Source organism: Pseudomonas syringae KCTC 12500 (assembly GCF_000507185.2).
Taxonomy (GTDB): domain Bacteria; phylum Pseudomonadota; class Gammaproteobacteria; order Pseudomonadales; family Pseudomonadaceae; genus Aquipseudomonas; species Aquipseudomonas syringae.
The window spans coordinates 3,071,514-3,088,887 of sequence record NZ_AYTM02000002.1 but is presented as its reverse complement, the minus strand read 5'-3'; the positions used below and the strand labels follow the sequence as shown (position 1 = coordinate 3,088,887).

Below are 17,374 nucleotides of genomic sequence, written 5' to 3'. Positions count from 1 at the left end.
GACAAGGAGTGAATGACACTGTTGGTCTTGCTCAGGGACAGGCACATGCGCGCCTGCCGTGACAGCAAGGGGCGCAAGTGTAGAGAAGGCAGCTGCAAGCTGCAAGTGGAAAGCTACAAACAGGGAAGCAGTTGCAAGCTGCAAGTGGAAAGCTGCAAGTAGAAGCAGTCCGCTTTTAGCTTGAGGCTTGAGGCTTGAGGCTTGCAGCTTTTAGCTTGCAGCTGCTGCTAAGCAGGCTTCCGCTTGGCGGATCGCTGGCGCAGCGCTTCAAACAGACACACGCCGGTCGCGACCGACACATTGAGACTGCTGACACTGCCCGCCATCGGCAGGCGCACCAGATAATCACAATGCTCACGGGTCAGGCGGCGCATGCCCTTGCCTTCCGCGCCCATGATAATGATGGTCGGCCCGGTCAGGTCCTGCTGATACAGCTCGACCTCGGCCTCGCCCGCAGTACCCACTACCCACAATCCGCGCTGCTGCAGTTTTTCCAGCGTACGCGCCAGGTTGGTCACTGCCACAAGCGGGATAACCTCGGCGGCACCGCAGGCGACCTTTCGCACGGCTGGCGTCAGGGTTGCGGATTTGTCCTTGGGCACGATGACCGCCAGCGCACCTGCCGCATCGGCGGTACGCAGGCAAGCGCCGAGATTGTGTGGATCGGTCACGCCGTCCAGCACCAACAACAGCGGCGAGCCTTCACTGCGGTCCAGCAGCTCGTCGAGCATCGCCTCGCCCCAGACCTGACTCGGGCTCACATCGGCAACAACGCCCTGATGCACGCCTTCGACCCAGGCATCCATTTCGCGGCGCTCGGCCTGACCGATAGTCACGCGATTCTCGGCTGCCAGCGCCACCAGCGTCTGGACGCGAGGGTCATTACGACCCTCGGCCAGCCAGATATGCTTGACGCGTTTCGGATGATGACGAAGTAACGCTTCTACGGCGTGAACGCCGTAGATTTTTTCCAGCTGACTCATGACTTGGCCTTGGGTTTACGAGCGCCACTGCTTTTCGCAGCTGGCGCGGAGCCCGTTTTTGACGAGCCTTTACGGTGTTTGCTGGCCGGCTTGCCCGATGAAGGCGCAGAGCCCGACCTGTCAGACTTTCCCGACGATGCCTTGCTACCACCCTTCGCGTCTGCCAGAAGCGCTTTTTTCAGCTCACGGCTTTTACGCACTTCTGCGTTTTTCGCGGCGGCATCGCTCGGGCGATACGCTTCGGGACTGTTGTCCTTGGTCGAAGCGCTACGGCGCGCGGACTTGGCAGGCGCCTTGTCCTTTTCAGCCGTGGCTGTGGCAGCAGGTGCCGCGGTGTCATTACCACGACGCTTGCGAGCCGTCGGCTTCGCAGCCGCTGCCGCTTCGGAGATCTCGAAATCGATCTTGCGTTCGTCCAGATCGACGCGCATGACCCGCACTTCAACGGTGTCGCCCAAGCGGAAGTTACGCCCGGTACGCTCGCCGGCAAGGCGGTGATGCAGCGGATCGAAATGGTAGTAATCGCCTGGCAGAGCCGTGACGTGGACCAGACCTTCGACATAGATGTCGGTCAGCTCGACGAACAGACCAAAGCCCGTTACAGCGGTGATCACGCCCGGGAACGACTCGCCGACGCGATCTTTCATGTACTCGCACTTGAGCCAGTTGACCACGTCGCGCGTAGCCTCGTCGGCACGGCGCTCGCTCATCGAGCATTGTTCGCCCAACTGGTCGAGCAGCGCGTCGTCGTACGGGTAAATGCGCGCCTTCGGAATCGTGGCCGCGCCGGCACGACGAACGTGCGGCGTATCCTGCTTGGAGCGAATGACACTGCGAATCGCGCGATGGGTCAGCAGGTCCGGATAACGACGGATAGGCGACGTGAAGTGCGTGTACGCTTCGTAATTCAGACCGAAGTGACCGTTGTTGTCCGAGCTGTAGACCGCCTGGCTCAACGAACGCAGCATCACGGTCTGGATCAGGTGGTAGTCAGGACGATCGCGAACGGTTTCAAGCAGCGCCTGATAATCCTTCGGTGTCGGGCCTTCCTTGCCTTTGTGCAACGTCAGACCCAGCTCGCCGAGGAACGCACGCAGTTTTTCCAGGCGCTCTGGTGGCGGACCATCGTGAACGCGGTACAACGCAGGAATTTCGTGCTTCTTCAGGAACTGCGCGGTGGCCACGTTGGCAGCCAGCATGCATTCCTCGATCAGCTTGTGGGCATCATTACGGGTGGTCGGACGGATTTCGGCAATCTTGCGCTCGGAACCGAAGATGATCCGGGTTTCCTGAGTTTCGAAATCGATCGCACCACGCACATGACGCGCGCCCAGCAATACCTTGTACATGGCATAAAGCTGTTTGAGGTGCGGCACCACATCGCCGTATTCGCCGCGCAGGCTTTTCGCCTCGGCGGTTTTCGGCTGCTCCAGAATCGTGCTGACCTTGTTGTAGGTCAGGCGAGCGTGGGAGTGGATGATGCCTTCGTAGAACACGTAGTCAGTCATCTCGCCGGTCTTGGAGATGGTCATCTCGCAGACCATGGCCAGACGATCGACATGCGGGTTCAGCGAGCACAGGCCGTTGGACAATTGCTCAGGCAGCATGGGCACGACGCGCTCGGGGAAATACACCGAGTTGCCGCGCACCTGGGATTCAGCATCCAGCGCCGAGCCGATCTTCACGTAGCTCGATACGTCGGCAATCGCCACGTAGAGCTTCCAGCCACCAGAGAACAAACGCAGTTTGCCCGGCTTGGCTTCGCAGTAGACCGCATCGTCGAAGTCACGAGCATCTTCGCCGTCAATGGTCACGAACGGCAGATGGCGCAGATCGACGCGGTGTTCCTTGTCCTTCTCTTCGACTTCCGGTTTGAGCTTGGCAGCTTCCTTGAGGACAGCTTCGGGCCACACGTGCGGAATGTCATAGGTACGCAGCGCTACATCGATCTCCATGCCGGGCGCCATGTAGTTGCCCACCACTTCGATCACGTCACCTTGCGGCTGGAAGCGCGGCGTCGGCCAATGGGTGATTTTCACCTCGACGAACTGGCCGATCTTGGCGCCGTTGTTACGACCCGGCGTCACCAGCACTTCCTGCTGGATTTTCGGGTTGTCGGGCACCACGAAGCCGATGCCGCTTTCTTCGAAATAGCGACCCACGATGCTTTCGTGAGCACGCGAGATCACTTCGACGATCACACCTTCGCGGCGACCGCGACGGTCAAGACCGGAAACACGGGCCAGTGCCCGGTCACCATCGAACACCAGGCGCATTTGCGCCGGGCTCATGAACAGGTCGTCGGAGCCGTCGTCCGGCACCAGAAAGCCGAAGCCATCACGATGCCCGGAGATGCGACCCAGGATCAGGTCAAGCTTGTCTACCGGTGCATAAGTGCCGCGACGCGTGTAGATCAACTGGGCGTCACGCTCCATCGCCCGCAGGCGGCGGCGCAGAGCCTCGAATTGATCTTCGGTGGTCAGGCCGAACTCTTCGACCAGTTGCTCGCGACTGGCCGGCGAACCGCGCTCGGCAAGGTGCTGCAAGATCAGCTCGCGGCTGGGAATAGGGTTTTCGTATTTTTCCGCTTCACGAGCGGCCTCGGGATCGAGGGACTGCCAATCGGCCATTAGATAGTTTTCACCTTGTATATATAGGGGTTAGTTTGGCATAGACCTCATGAAACGGGAAATTTCACGCTCAATCCGCTGGACAAAAAGCCTCTTGGACTCCGCTGAAACACCCGAAACACGCCGTCCGCGATTTTTTTCGAGCTTTTTTGCACTGCCGGGCTTTACAGCCTAAAAGACGCTCCGTATAGTGCGCGCCATCGACAGGTTGATGCCTGTCGATACTGCCCAGATGGTGAAATTGGTAGACACGCCAGCTTCAGGTGCTGGTGACCGCAAGGTCGTGGAAGTTCGAGTCTTCTTCTGGGCACCAATTCAGGCGACAGACTACAACAGTCTCAAGCCTCACAAAAACCCGCGAAAGCGGGTTTTTGCATTTTCAGGGTTTGATTATTAAATCAAAACAGGGGTTTACAGAGTAAAACGATCGCCGTATAGTGCGCCCCATCAACGGCGTACACGCTGCTGATGCTGCCCAGATGGTGAAATTGGTAGACACGCCAGCTTCAGGTGCTGGTGACCGCAAGGTCGTGGAAGTTCGAGTCTTCTTCTGGGCACCAATTCAAAAAAACCGAGCCAATGGCTCGGTTTTTTGCTTTCAGACTCCCGAAAGCTCTCCTCCTGCAGACAGTGCAGCGCCACATTTGCAGCGCCGCACCTGACACTCAAGCCCGAAACTGCCCCAGGCTCGCCTTCAACTGTGCAGCCAGCCCATCGAGCACTTTGCCGCTGGCGGTCGTTTCCACCACCGCCTTGGCAGCACGCTCGGCCTGAGCATGGATCACCTCTACTCGACCACGCACCGCCTGAGCGCCTTCAGCCTGATGAACGGCCGCCCTGGTCGCCAGACCAATGGCCGCATGCACCTGCTCCACGGAAGCTTGCACCGTCTGCTGCCGCTTGGCGCTGTCGCGCAGCACCTCAAGACCTTCCTTGGCCTGGCGCCCGGCGATGCCGATGGCTGCGACCGCCTCTTTCGCGCCGCGCTGCAAGGCCACGATGTGCTCCTGAATATCGCCCGTCGAGCTTTGGGTCTTGCTGGCCAGCGCACGCACTTCGTCAGCCACCACGGCAAAGCCTCTGCCCGTCTCACCTGCGCGAGCCGCTTCGATGGCTGCGTTCAACGCCAGCAGGTTGGTTTGCTCGGCAATACCATGAATGACTTCCAGCACCACCTCGATCTGCTGGCTTTGCTGCGCCAGACGCTCGATCACTTGCGCCCCCGTCTCAACCTGCCCGGCCAGCGCTTCGATCAACCCGCCAACCTGACTGGAGGTACGGGTGTTTTCATCGGTTGCCTGCTTGATATCGATCACCTGACGCAGGGCTGCCTGCATCGCATGGCTTTCCGACTGCGCCTCGTCGGCCATCTGCTCCAGCGCTTTGAGGCTGGCCGCCACTTCGTCCCGCTGCAATTCGGCCGCCGCATCGGCACCGGCGTTACGCTCGCTCATGACACCGATTTCCTGCCCGGTGCGCTGCGCCACCTCACCCGCCTCGCGGACGATAGGTTGCAGCTTGTCGATGAAGCGGTTGACCGCGGCCGACATATCACCAATCTCGTCATTACTGTCCAGCTTGACGCGCTTGGTCAGATCGCCCTCGCCCGCCGCCAGGTCATTGAGTGCCGCGATCAGCAGATGCAGCTTGCTGACGACCCGGCGCCCGAGCACCACCGCCAGTAACAGCAAGACACACAGGCCGACCAGCGCCAGACCCATGCCGATTCTCCAGCGCAGTGTTTCGGCAGCTTCCTGAACCGCAACACGCGTGTTGGCGGTCATCGCCACCCCTGCCGCCTGAGCCGACTGCAGACGCGTGCGCAAGGCCGTCGAGCTGTCTTTCGAGGCACTGGCAAGGCTGTCGGACACCAATTGTTCACCACTGGTGATCAGGGTCGCGAAACGCTTGTCCAGGGCGGCAAGGTTCTCTTCGACCGTTGCCGTGGACACACCCATGCGCACCTTGCCGATCTCGACACCGTTAGGGCTGATGGAAGCTTCAACGTAATACACGGAAGGATCGTTTTTCGCCGCATTGAGGACCTTGTCCATCGCCCGCTCGCCCTCGCCCTTGGCCAGCAGGGCCTTGACCAGCGGATTGTCGCGATTCATGTAACGCGTAAGGTGCTCACCTGCGGCGTCGTCATAAACGACGAACAGTACGTTGGGATTGCGCTGGGCACGGCGTGCGAATTCGGAAAGCGTCGGAGTGTCGTTGTCCCACATGGCGCGCGGAGCGACGGCAGCCAGCAGTTCGGCCATGTCGGTCGCGGACTCGCGAAGGTCTTTCTCCAGCGTGGCACGCAGTTGAGCCTGCTCGTCCTTCAGGCGGGTAGAAAGCCCGACACTCAGGCGCTGACGAGTGCTGGATGACAACGCATCGAGGCTCGATGTCACTTCGCTACTCGCCGACTCCAGCTCTGCGGAAAGATGTTGCGAATCTACCCCGAGACGGTTGGCGAGATCAGCCTCAAGCGCGGTGACCGTGCTCCGGGTAAGCGCAACCGCCACGATGACCTGCACCAAAAGGGCAATGCCCAGCGCAGTAAAGACCGGGCGCAGCAGACGACTTTGCAAGAGAGACAAGACTGCAGACACAGGAGAATCCTTCCACCCACAGCGCCATTAAAATGATGGCACTTTTCTGTCATCTTTGTAGCAAGCGCCGTGCCGTGACACAAGTCTCACTTTTTGCCGGATTGAATCCAACCGACGCGGAACGCAAAAAGGGCCGCAAATGCGGCCCTCTTTGTGGTGCTCGGCGATGGATCAGCCGAACGGATGACGCAGTACGATGGTTTCGTTGCGGTCAGGACCGGTCGAAATGATATCGATAGGCGCACCGACCAGCTCTTCGACGCGCTTGATGTAGGCGCGTGCAGCGGCCGGCAGCTCTTCAAGGGTCTTGGCACCCAGTGTGGACTCGCTCCAGCCCGGCATTTCTTCGTAGACCGGACGCAGGCCGAGGTAGCTGTCCGCGTCGGTAGGCGCGTCGATAACCGCGCCTTCTTCGTTCTCGTAGCCGATGCAGATGTTGATGGTTTCCAGACCGTCGAGCACGTCCAGCTTGGTCAGGCACAGACCCGAAATGCTGTTGATTTCGATAGCGCGACGCAGGATGACAGCATCGAACCAGCCGCAACGGCGGGCTCGACCGGTGGTAGCACCGAACTCGTGACCGCGCTTGGCCAGGAAGGCACCGACATCGTCAAACAGTTCGGTCGGGAACGGACCCGACCCCACGCGCGTGGTGTAGGCCTTGGTGATGCCCAGGATGTAATCCAGGTACATCGGACCAAAACCGGAACCGGTGGCAATGCCGCCCGCAGTGGTGTTGGAGCTGGTGACGTACGGGTAGGTACCGTGGTCTATGTCCAGCAGCGAACCCTGGGCACCTTCGAACATGATGTCTTTGCCGTCGCGACGCATTTCATGCAGCGCAGCGGTGACGTCAAGCATCAGCGGCTTGAGCATGTCAGCGTATTCCATGCACTCGTCGAGTGTCTTCTGGAAGTCGATGGCAGGCTCTTTGTAGTAATTGACCAGCACGAAGTTGTGGTAGTCGAGCAGTTCGCCCAGCTTGGCGGCGAAACGCTCGCGATGGAACAGGTCGCCGATGCGCAGACCGCGACGTGCAACCTTGTCTTCGTAAGCGGGGCCGATGCCGCGACCGGTGGTGCCGATCTTGAACTCGCCACGGGCCTTTTCACGCGCCTGGTCGAGTGCCACGTGATACGACAGGATCAGCGGGCAGGACGGGCTGATGCGCAGGCGCTCGCGCACCGGAATGCCTTTCTCTTCCAGCTTGATGATTTCGCGCAGGAGCGCGTCGGGAGCAACCACCACACCGTTACCGATCAGGCACTGCACGCCTTCGCGCAGCACACCGGACGGAATCAGGTGCAATACGGTTTTCTCACCGTCGATCACCAGTGTGTGGCCAGCGTTGTGGCCACCCTGATAGCGAACTACGGCGGTAGCATGTTCGGTCAGCAGATCAACGATCTTGCCTTTGCCCTCATCACCCCATTGAGTGCCCAGGACTACGACATTCTTACCCATAACACTTGTCCTCATTCACGCAAACTTGGTGCCGGCGGCGGCCGGCAGGAATACTCAAGAAGCCAGCGGCATTACCTGCCAGTGCTCGCCATGCTGAATCAATTGCCGGTCACAGTCGGCTTCACGCGCGGCGCTCGCCTGCTGCCCAGGCAAGGCCTGAACCACACGCTGACCTTCACTGCGCAACTGGCAAACCATCTGCCAGAGTGCCGCATCCGTACTGTCCGGCACCCAGATGCCACCAGACGGTAGGACGATTTCTGCCTGCCCCAGGGTAACCAGGGTTTTCAGGTCGGTGGAAAAGCCGGTCGCCGGGCGGGCACGACCGAAGTCGGCGCCGATGTCATCGTAACGACCGCCCTGAGCGATCGACTGGCCCACGCCCGGTACGAATACCGCGAACACCACACCGGTGTGGTAGTGGTAGCCGCGCAGTTCGCCGAGATCAAAGTACAGCGGCAACTGCGGGAAACGCGCAGTCAGACGCTCGGCGATCGACAGCAGGTCATCCAGCGCGGCCAGCACCGGCGCAGGTGCGCCGGCCAGACGATCACGTGCGGCGTCCAGCACTTCACGACCACCGCACAGATCGACCAGTGCGCGCAGCATCGTTGCCAGCTCTCGCGGCAGATCGGCGGTCAGGGCAATCACCTCATCGATGGCCTTGCGCTGCAGCGCATCGAACAGCTGCTGCTCGACTTCACCCGACAGGCCGGCGGCACGCGCCAGACCACGGTAGATACCGACATGCCCGAGGTCCATGTGCACATCCGGCACATCGGCCAGTTGCAGCATGGCCAGCATCAGGCTGATGACTTCGACGTCGCTGCTCGGGCTCGCATCGCCGTACAACTCGGCACCCAGTTGTATCGGGCTGCGCGAGGACGACAGCGCGCGCGGCTGGGCATGCAGAACGCTGCCCGCGTAGCACAGACGGCTCGGGCCTTCACGTTTCAGGGTGTGAGCATCGATGCGTGCAACCTGCGGCGTGATGTCGGCGCGAAAGCCCATCTGCCGGCCCGATTGCGGGTCGATAACCTTGAAGGTGCGCAGATCCAGATCCGAACCCGCGCCAGTCAGCAGCGACTCGAGATACTCGATATGCGGGGTGACGACAAACTCATAGCCCCAGCTCTGAAACAGATCCAACACCTGACGGCGCGCTACTTCAATGCGCGCCGCTTCCGGTGGCAGTACTTCTTCGATGCCATCTGGTAGCAGCCAGCGGTCGACCGTTGCCATTACGCCATTCCCCTGTGATCCAGGCGGCCAGCCTACGGGCCGACCTTGAGTGAAGCAGAAAGTGGTGCGCCGTATGACGGGCACGACAAATGCCCGAGACAGGCCTTGTAGACCACTTTCCTCGAAAAATCTTGCCGCGTTCCGATTCAGATACGGCCAATCAATCGTGCAGACGCAAAAAAGCCGGGAATTTCCCGGCTGCCGCATGATACACACGTTTCACCGTACGTTCACCCCACCGGGCGGTTTTGCCGCCCGGCGGATGATTAATTACGGCTTGGCTTTTTCCATGTAGCGAAAGAATTCGCTGTTCGGATCAAGCACCATCACGTCGCTCTTGTTCGCAAAGCTTTCGCGGTAGGCACGCAGGCTGCGATAGAACGCGTAGAACTCCTGGTCCTGACCATACGCCTTGGAGTAGATCGCGGCAGCCTGGGCATCACCATCACCACGCGCTTCTTCCGACTCGCGATAGGCTTCGGCCAGCAGCACACGACGCTGACGATCGGCGTCGGCACGGATGCCTTCAGCCAGCTCGTTACCCTTGGCACGGTGCTCGCGCGCTTCACGCTCACGCTCGGTGCTCATACGTTCGAAAACGCTGCGATTCACTTCCTTCGGCAGATCGATGGCCTTGACCCGGACATCGACGACTTCGATACCCAGCTCCTTCTCGGCCATGCGGTTCAGCGAACCGGTGATATCGGCCATCAGCGCGTCTCGCTCACCCGACACGACTTCGTGCAGGGTGCGCTTGCCGAACTGGTCACGCAGGCCGGATTCCAGACGACGCGAAAGACGCTCGTCGGCAATCTGCTTGAGGCCGGAAGTCGCGGTGTAGAAACGCTCCGCATCCTTCACACGCCACTTGGCGTAGGCATCGACCATGACCGCTTTCTTTTCCAGTGTCAGGAAGCGCTGGGTCGGTGCATCGAGGGTCAGCAAACGACCGTCGAACTTGCGCACCTGGTTCACGTAAGGAACCTTCACATGCAGACCCGGCTGAACGTCAGCCTGGACCACACGACCGAATTGCAGCAGGACCGCACGCTCTGTCTGGGACACGATGTAGAAGCTGTTCCAGGCAATGACGGCCAGTATCACGCCAACAATGAGGGCGATCAGCGATTTGTTACTCATCAGCGAGTCTCCCTGGTACGTACTTCACCACGCTGCTGAGCCTCATTCGCCCGGGCAGCGGCGGCAGCAGCGGCAGCATCATTGGCCGACTGCGATGGCGTACCTGAATTGGAGCCATTGCCGTTACTGCTGCGGCTGCTCTCGATCATCTTGTCGAGCGGCAGATAAAGCAGATTGTTCTGCCCCTTGTCGCCGGTCACAAGCACCTTGCTGGTATTGCTGAAGACTTCCTGCATGGTGTCCAGATACAGACGCTGACGGGTGACTTCAGGAGCCTTGCGGTACTCGGCAACCAGTTTGGTAAAGCGATCCGCCTCACCCTTGGCACGCGAAACCACTTCATCGCGGTAACCGTTGGCATCTTCGAGAATACGCTGAGCCTGACCACGGGCTTCCGGGATCACACCATTGGCGTAGCTTTCAGCCTGGTTGCGTGCACGCTGCTCGTCTTCACGGGCGCGGATCACGTCATCAAAGGCTTCCTGCACTTCACGCGGCGCGGCGGCGCTCTGTACGTTCACCTGGGTCACGGTGATGCCGGTGCGGTAGGTATCCAGGAAGCGTTGCAGACGCTCCTTGATTTCGCTGGCCATCAGTTCGCGGCCTTCAGTCAGCACCTGATCCATCGCCGTGGAACCCACGACATGGCGCAACGCACTTTCAGTCGCGTGCTGCAGGCTGATTTCAGGCTGATCGACGTTCAGCACGAACGCCTGAAGATCGCTGATCTTGTATTGCACGGTCAGCGGCACTTCGACGATGTTCTCGTCTTCGGTGAGCATCTGGCCCTGCTTGCTGTAGGCACGCTCGCGAGTCACGTTCTCCATGTACTTGCGATCGAACGGCGGGAAGTAGATGTTAAGACCCGGGCCCACGGTCTCGTGGTACTGACCGAAACGCAGCACGACAGCCTGCTCTTGCTCGTCAACCACATAGATAGCGCTGTAAAGCCAGAAAGCGACGAGCACGACCAGGCCGATGCCGAGCAGGCCGAAGCCGCCGCCCTTGCCTGAACCGCCGCCACTGCCACTGCCGCCGCCATCACTGCCGCGTTTGTTACCGCCGCCGAACAACCCCTTCAGGCTTTCCTGCAGCTTACGGAAGGCCTCGTCGAGATCAGGTGGTCCCTTGCGGTCGCCGCCACGGCGTTTGCCACCCCAGGGATCTTGATTATTCGAGTTGCCACCCGGCTCATTCCAAGCCATAGCGCTCTCCATCTGATAAAGCAAAGACGCGCCCGCGGCGCGCCGACCAATGCTACAGAATGCTCGGGAAAGCCGTACAACGGCTTTCTCGTGCTTTTATTGCAAAGTGTGTTGCTCGATGAACTCCAGCGGCTGCAATCCTTCGCGACTCACCAGTCGATTGAGTTCAACGCGCGGCAGTCGTACGGCCAGCACACTGGCACCTTCCTCATCATGCGTTTCGCTCTGCACCGCACCCAGTTCAAAGAACTGGGCACGCAGCCGGGCAAGACTTTGAGGCAGAAGCAGCGTGCCGACGAACAGGTCGTCGCCGAGCAATTCGGCGATAGCCTGTTTGAGCAGATCAAGCCCTCGACCATCACGGGCAGAAACCCAGACACGCTGCGGCTTGCCGTCGGCATCGCGCTGTATCTGAGGCTCTACGCCTTCAAGCAGATCGAGTTTGTTATAGACCTCGAGGATCGGCAAGCCCTCGGCGCCGATCTCGCCAAGCACCGCCATGACCTGCTCGATCTGCGACATGCGATCCGGCTCGTGGGAGTCGATCACATGCAGCAGTAAATCGGAGTTGCTCGATTCTTCAAGCGTCGCGCGGAAGGCCTCGACCAGCTTGTGCGGCAGATGGCGAATGAAGCCCACTGTATCGGCCAGCACGATAGGGCCCAGGTCATCGAGTTGCAGACGACGCAGGGTCGGATCGAGCGTGGCGAACAGTTGGTCTGCCGCAAACACATCCGAATCGGTTACCGAGTTGAACAGGGTCGATTTGCCGGCGTTGGTATACCCCACCAGTGAAACCGATGGAATATCCGCGCGACGACGCCCGCGACGGGCCTGATCACGCTGGCTGCGAACCTTCTCCAGCCGTCCCTTGATCTGCCGCAGGCGAACCCGCAATAGACGTCGGTCGGTTTCAAGCTGGGTTTCGCCCGGACCGCGCAGGCCGATACCACCTTTCTGTCGCTCAAGGTGGGTCCAGCCACGGACCAGACGGGTACTCATGTGCTCAAGCTGGGCCAGTTCGACCTGAAGCTTGCCTTCGTGAGTACGCGCCCGTTGCGCAAATATATCGAGAATCAGACCGGTGCGATCAAGTACACGACACTCGAAAACGCGTTCGAGGTTGCGTTCCTGACTGGGCGTCAGGGTGTGATTGAAGATGACCAGATCGGCCTGTTCGGCCTTGACCTGATCGCGAAGCTCTTCGACCTTGCCAGAGCCGATCAGATACTTGGCCGAAGGCCGATGACGCGGCACGTTGATAAACGCAACGGTATCGGCACCGGCCGAGATGGCCAATTCCTGAAACTCCTGCGGATCTTCGCGCGCCTCAGGGTCCTGACCATCCAGATGAACGAGAATTGCACGTTCACCACCACTGTGGCGCTCAAAGAACAAGGCAGACTCCTATCAGGCGTTACCTGGCTCGGCGTCCGCACCGTCAGCGTCTGTAGCGCTTGGCAGGCGAATCGGGCGAACCGGTACGACGGTGGAAATAGCGTGTTTGTAGACCATCTGGCTGACCGTGTTCTTCAGCAAAATGACGAACTGGTCGAAAGACTCGATCGTACCCTGCAGCTTGATACCGTTGACCAGATAGATCGATACCCCGACCTTCTCTTTACGCAAGGTATTCAGGTAAGGGTCTTGTAGCGAATGCCCTTTTGACATGTGCCGCACTCCTTTAAGGATCAATAAAATAAAAAATCGAATTCGATTAGCTTGACCGACCACCCCCCAAGGATAGACGGCTATTGCAGGGACTCAGCTCAATATGGAGACCGATCCCAGGTATTTCAAGGCGCGCGACAGATTGTCGCTGGCCAGGCTGTCCAGCCAGTGCAAGTCCTCCCAGCTGCGTAGCCAGGTGAACTGCCTTTTGGCCAGCTGGCGCGTTGCAATGATGCCGCGCTCCTGCATTTCATCCCGCGTCAGCTTCCCATCCAGGTGATCCCAGACCTGGCGATAACCGACGGCTCTTATCGATGGCAACCCCGAATGCAGGTCACCTCTTGAGCGCAATGCCAGTACTTCGTCCAGAAACCCCTGATCCAGCATTTGCTCGAAACGTAGCGCGATGCGTTGGTGCAGCACCTTGCGATCAGCCGGAGCGATGGCAAGGTTCGCGACAGTATAGGGCAATTGCTGGCGCCCTGATGCGGCTGCTTCGGTACTTTGCGCAGTTTGTTGCTCGCGATGTGCCGTCATGCTCATTCCGCTGACGCGATACACCTCGAGCGCCCTGATCAGCCGTTGCGGATCGTTGGGGTGAATACGTGCCGCCGAAACGGGATCGACCACCGCCAATTGATCGTGCAATGCCTGCCAACCGAAGGCCTGTGCATCGGCCTCAAGCTGCGCCCTGACCTGTGCATCGGCCGCCGGCATGTCTGCCAGCCCGTCCAATAGAGCCTTGAAATACAACATAGTGCCGCCGACCAGCAAAGGAATATTTCCGCGTGCGGTAATTTCCGCCATGGCCGCCAGGGCGTCACTGCGAAAATCGGCTGCGGAGTAGCTTTGCGCCGGGTCGAGAATATCGATCAGACGGTGAGGATGTTCAGCCAGCTGCGTCTTCGACGGCTTGGCGGTGCCGATGTCCATGCCGCGATAGACCAGCGCAGAATCGACGCTGATCAACTCGCAGGGCAGCACTTTGGTCAGTTCTATCGCAAGGTCGGTCTTGCCTGCAGCAGTAGGCCCCATGAGAAAGATGGCCGGAGGTAAAGCGTTCATTCATTGACCGCGCAGGAATAATTTATCCAGGTCATTGAGACCCATCTGGGTCCAGGTAGGACGACCGTGGTTGCATTGCCCGCTGCGCTCGGTGTTTTCCATGTCACGCAGCAGGCCGTTCATTTCCGGGATGGCCAGACGCCGATTGGCGCGAATCGCGCCGTGGCAGGCCATGGTGCCGAGCAGCTCGTTCATGTGCGCCTGCACCCGGTCGCTGGTGCCGTATTCCATGAGGTCAGCCAGTACATCGCTGACCAGCCGGTTGGCTTCGGCCTGTTTGAGCAATGCAGGGATCTGGCGGATCGCCAGGGTTTCCGGGCCGAGCCGCTGCAGTTCGAAGCCCAGGCGCTGAAAAGTCGCAAGGTGCTCTTCGGCACAATCCGCTTCACGCTGGCTGACCGCGATGGATTCGGGCACCAGCAATGGCTGGCCGCTCAGGCCTTCGTTGGCCATGGCTATTTTAAGGCGCTCGTACATGATCCGCTCGTGAGCGGCATGCATGTCCACCAGCACCAGGCCGTGGGCATTTTCAGCAAGAATGTAGATACCCTTGAGCTGCGCCAACGCATAACCCAGCGGCGGAATGTCACCGGGCGATTCAGGCAGCGACGCGGGCGCGGCACTGGGCAGCGGCGCGAAGAATTCACGATAAGCGCTTTGTGCTTCGGCCACCGGCACGCCAGCGGTGGGCCGAGGCGTGTATTGATACTGATAACCGCTGCCAGCGCCGCCACCGGCAGCAGGCCGGGAAAACGGCTCGCCCTGGGGCTGCTCCAGCACATTGTTGGCCAGACGCATTTCACCCTGCGGCCCGAATTCACCCGCTTCAGGTCCGCTCGGGCGGGTCTCGGCGACAACCGGCGCGCTGCCACCCAACTGATTTTCAGGGCGCACATCGCCCAGCGCGCAGTAGAGCGTGCCATACAGAAAGTCGTGCACCATGCGCCCGTCGCGGAAGCGCACTTCGTGTTTGGTCGGGTGAACGTTGACGTCCACAGCGGCCGGATCGACCTCGAAGAACAGCACAAAGGTCGGATGACGGCCATTGAACAGCACGTCGCGATACGCCTGACGCACCGCGTGTGCGACCAGCTTGTCGCGCACTGCCCGGCCATTCACGAAGAAGTATTGCAGGTCGGCCTGGCTGCGCGAGAAAGTCGGCAGCCCTACCCAGCCCCACAGATGCAGGCCATTGCGCTCGATCTCGATGGGCAGCGCCTGCTCCAGAAAGCCCGGCCCGCAGATTGCCGAGACACGTCGCGCTCTGGCGGTGTCGTCATGCGCTTCATGCAGGCTCAGCACGGTCTTGCCGTTATGACGCAGGTGGAAGGCCACGTCGAAACGCGCCAGCGCCATGCGCTTGATGACTTCCTGCAAATGATCGAATTCGGTTTTTTCGGCTTTCAGAAACTTGCGTCGGGCCGGCGTGTTGAAGAACAGGTCGCGCACTTCAACGGAGGTGCCTACCGGATGCGCGGCTGGCTGCACGCGTGGCGCCATGTCACGACCTTCGGTTTCGACCTGCCACGCCTGATCGGCGTCGCGGGTGCGCGAGGTCAGGGTCAGACGCGCCACGGAGCTGATCGAAGCCAGCGCTTCGCCGCGAAACCCCAGGCTCATGACCCGCTCGAGGTCTTCCAGGTCGCGAATCTTGCTGGTCGCGTGGCGTGCCAGCGCCAATGGCAGATCGTCCGAAGAGATACCGCCGCCATCGTCACGCACTTTCAACAGTTTGATACCGGCCTGCTCGACGTCGACATCGATGCGCCGCGCGCCGGAATCGAGGCTGTTTTCCAGCAGTTCCTTGATCACCGAAGCCGGACGCTCGACAACTTCGCCCGCCGCAATCTGGTTGGCCAGACGCGGACTGAGCAGTTCGATGCGTGCTGCGTTCAGGGCAGTCTGAGCGTTATCGGCTTCGGCGCCGTCGAGCAGGAGATCGGTCATTACTGAGTCGCCACCTCGGAACTTGGAATACGCAGATCCTGGCCGATCTTCAATTCATCGGACTTCAGATTGTTGGCGCTGCGCAAAGTGGCGATGTTCATGTCGTAGCGCGCGGCGAGCATGGCCAGGGTTTCGCCGGAACGAACGACGTGATTGCGCGGCCCCTGGGCCAGCTTGCCGTTATCACGCAGCCAGGCGATATAGGTGCCCTGCGGCGGGTTCTGCTGGAAGAACTGTTTGACGCCCGACGTGATCGAACGCGCCAGCGCCTGTTGATGCGACGCAGAACCGAGCTTGTTGGCCTCATTGGCGTTGGAGATAAAGCCGGTTTCCACCAGAATCGACGGAATATCCGGCGACTTGAGCACCATGAAGCCCGCCTGCTCGACACGTGACTTGTGCAGCGAGGTCACGCGGCCAATATTGCTCAATACCTTTTGGCCAACGTTCAGGCTCGAAGACAGCGACGCGGTCATGGACAGGTCCAGCAACACGCCCGCGAGCATGCGGTCCTTGTCGTCGAGGCTGACCGCGCCGGCACCACCAATCAGGTCGGAACGGTTTTCACTGTCCGCCAGCCAGCGTGCGGTTTCGGAAGTAGCCCCCCGATCGGACAAGGCAAACACAGATGCGCCGAACGCAGCGGAGGACGGCGCGGCGTCGGCGTGGATCGACACAAACAGATCGGCACCCTTGGAACGGGCGATCTCGGTACGTTTTCGCAACGGAATAAAGTAGTCGCCGGTGCGCGTGAGTTCGGCGCGGTAGCCTTTCTCGGCATTCACCTGGCGCTGCAACTCCTTGGCAATCGACAGCACCACGTTTTTCTCTTTCTGACCGGCACCGCCCGAGGCACCAGGGTCTTCCCCGCCGTGCCCGGCATCGATCACCACGACGATGTCGCGCTTGCCGTTCGGCACCGGGGTCAGCTTGATTTCAGGCTTGGCCGGGCTGACCGGAACCGCGGGCGCGGTGTTGGCTGCGGTGTCGGGAATCACAGGTGTCGGATTGGCATCGGCGGCGTTGTCGTACAGGTCGACCACCAGACGGTTGCCGTATTGCTGATTAGGCGCCAGCGTGAAGCTCTTCGGGGTCACACCCTTTTTCAGGTCGATGACCACGCGCAGGTCGGTAGGCGTGCGCTGCGCAGAACGCATGCTGCTGATCGGCGTATTGGCCGTCGGTACGTTCAAGGGGCCGCCAAGCGTCGCACCATTGATATCGATCACCAGACGGTCAGGCGAAGTCAGGGTAAACAGGCTGTGCTGGACCGGCCCAGTCAGGTCGAAGACCAGACGAGTGTTATCCGGCGCACGCCATAAGCGGACACTTCGTACTTGCGTAGCGGCAACCGCCTCGACAGCCAGGGCCATCAACAGCAGACCAACTACAGTAACCAGCGCGCGCATGCGCATACCTAACCCCAT

At 60.3% G+C, this 17,374-nt stretch carries 12 protein-coding genes and 2 tRNA genes; 2 read left to right on the top strand and 12 right to left on the bottom strand.

Annotation, left to right across the window (positions count from 1 at the left end):
- Positions 1 to 227: 227 nt before the first annotated feature.
- Both rlmB and rnr read right to left on the bottom strand, forming a co-directional pair.
- A complete protein-coding gene (rlmB, locus tag V476_RS13970; protein ID WP_003414481.1) occupies positions 228 to 983 on the bottom strand; it encodes a 23S rRNA (guanosine(2251)-2'-O)-methyltransferase RlmB in 756 nt (251 codons plus the stop codon).
- A complete protein-coding gene (gene rnr / locus V476_RS13965; RefSeq protein WP_024960667.1) occupies positions 980 to 3,613 on the bottom strand; it encodes a ribonuclease R in 2,634 nt (877 codons plus the stop codon). The genes rlmB and rnr overlap by 4 nt, the downstream gene beginning before the upstream one ends.
- Before the next feature lie 226 nt (positions 3,614 to 3,839).
- Between rnr and V476_RS13960 the strand changes: the two genes are divergently transcribed.
- Together V476_RS13960 and V476_RS13955 are read left to right on the top strand one after the other, a co-directional pair.
- Positions 3,840 to 3,926 (top strand) — tRNA-Leu (locus V476_RS13960).
- Positions 3,927 to 4,086: 160 nt separating this feature from the next.
- Positions 4,087 to 4,173, top strand: a tRNA-Leu gene (locus V476_RS13955).
- A 105-nt stretch (positions 4,174 to 4,278) separates the two neighbouring features.
- Here V476_RS13955 and V476_RS13950 read toward each other — a convergent pair.
- From V476_RS13950 to V476_RS13905, 10 genes are all read right to left on the bottom strand, one after another.
- Complete coding sequence (locus V476_RS13950; protein ID WP_024960668.1) at positions 4,279 to 6,213, bottom strand: methyl-accepting chemotaxis protein; 1,935 nt, start codon at positions 6,211 to 6,213, stop codon at positions 4,279 to 4,281.
- A 171-nt stretch (positions 6,214 to 6,384) separates the two neighbouring features.
- Positions 6,385 to 7,677, bottom strand: a complete 1,293-nt coding sequence (locus V476_RS13945; RefSeq protein ID WP_003422343.1) for an adenylosuccinate synthase — start codon at positions 7,675 to 7,677, stop codon at positions 6,385 to 6,387.
- A 54-nt stretch (positions 7,678 to 7,731) separates the two neighbouring features.
- Entirely contained in the window at positions 7,732 to 8,919 is a 1,188-nt protein-coding gene (locus tag V476_RS13940) for an ATP phosphoribosyltransferase regulatory subunit (protein ID WP_024960669.1), read from the bottom strand.
- A 270-nt stretch (positions 8,920 to 9,189) separates the two neighbouring features.
- Entirely contained in the window at positions 9,190 to 10,059 is an 870-nt protein-coding gene (gene hflC, locus V476_RS13935; protein WP_003393535.1) for a protease modulator HflC, read from the bottom strand.
- Complete coding sequence (gene hflK, locus V476_RS13930) at positions 10,059 to 11,264, bottom strand: FtsH protease activity modulator HflK (protein ID WP_003393536.1); 1,206 nt, start codon at positions 11,262 to 11,264, stop codon at positions 10,059 to 10,061. The genes hflC and hflK overlap by 1 nt, the downstream gene beginning before the upstream one ends.
- A gap of 96 nt (positions 11,265 to 11,360) precedes the next feature.
- Positions 11,361 to 12,662, bottom strand: coding sequence for a ribosome rescue GTPase HflX (hflX, locus tag V476_RS13925; RefSeq protein ID WP_002551820.1), 1,302 nt, complete (start codon positions 12,660 to 12,662; stop codon positions 11,361 to 11,363).
- A 12-nt stretch (positions 12,663 to 12,674) separates the two neighbouring features.
- Entirely contained in the window at positions 12,675 to 12,935 is a 261-nt protein-coding gene (gene hfq, locus V476_RS13920; protein ID WP_002551819.1) for an RNA chaperone Hfq, read from the bottom strand.
- A gap of 93 nt (positions 12,936 to 13,028) precedes the next feature.
- Positions 13,029 to 14,000: a tRNA (adenosine(37)-N6)-dimethylallyltransferase MiaA gene (gene miaA, locus V476_RS13915; protein WP_003393538.1), complete on the bottom strand. Its 972-nt coding sequence runs from the start codon at positions 13,998 to 14,000 to the stop codon at positions 13,029 to 13,031.
- On the bottom strand, positions 14,001 to 15,947 hold the full coding sequence (mutL, locus tag V476_RS13910) for a DNA mismatch repair endonuclease MutL (RefSeq protein WP_024960670.1): 1,947 nt from the start codon (positions 15,945 to 15,947) through the stop codon (positions 14,001 to 14,003). It lies immediately after the preceding gene.
- Entirely contained in the window at positions 15,947 to 17,374 is a 1,428-nt protein-coding gene (locus V476_RS13905) for an N-acetylmuramoyl-L-alanine amidase (RefSeq protein ID WP_198702760.1), read from the bottom strand. The genes mutL and V476_RS13905 overlap by 1 nt, the downstream gene beginning before the upstream one ends.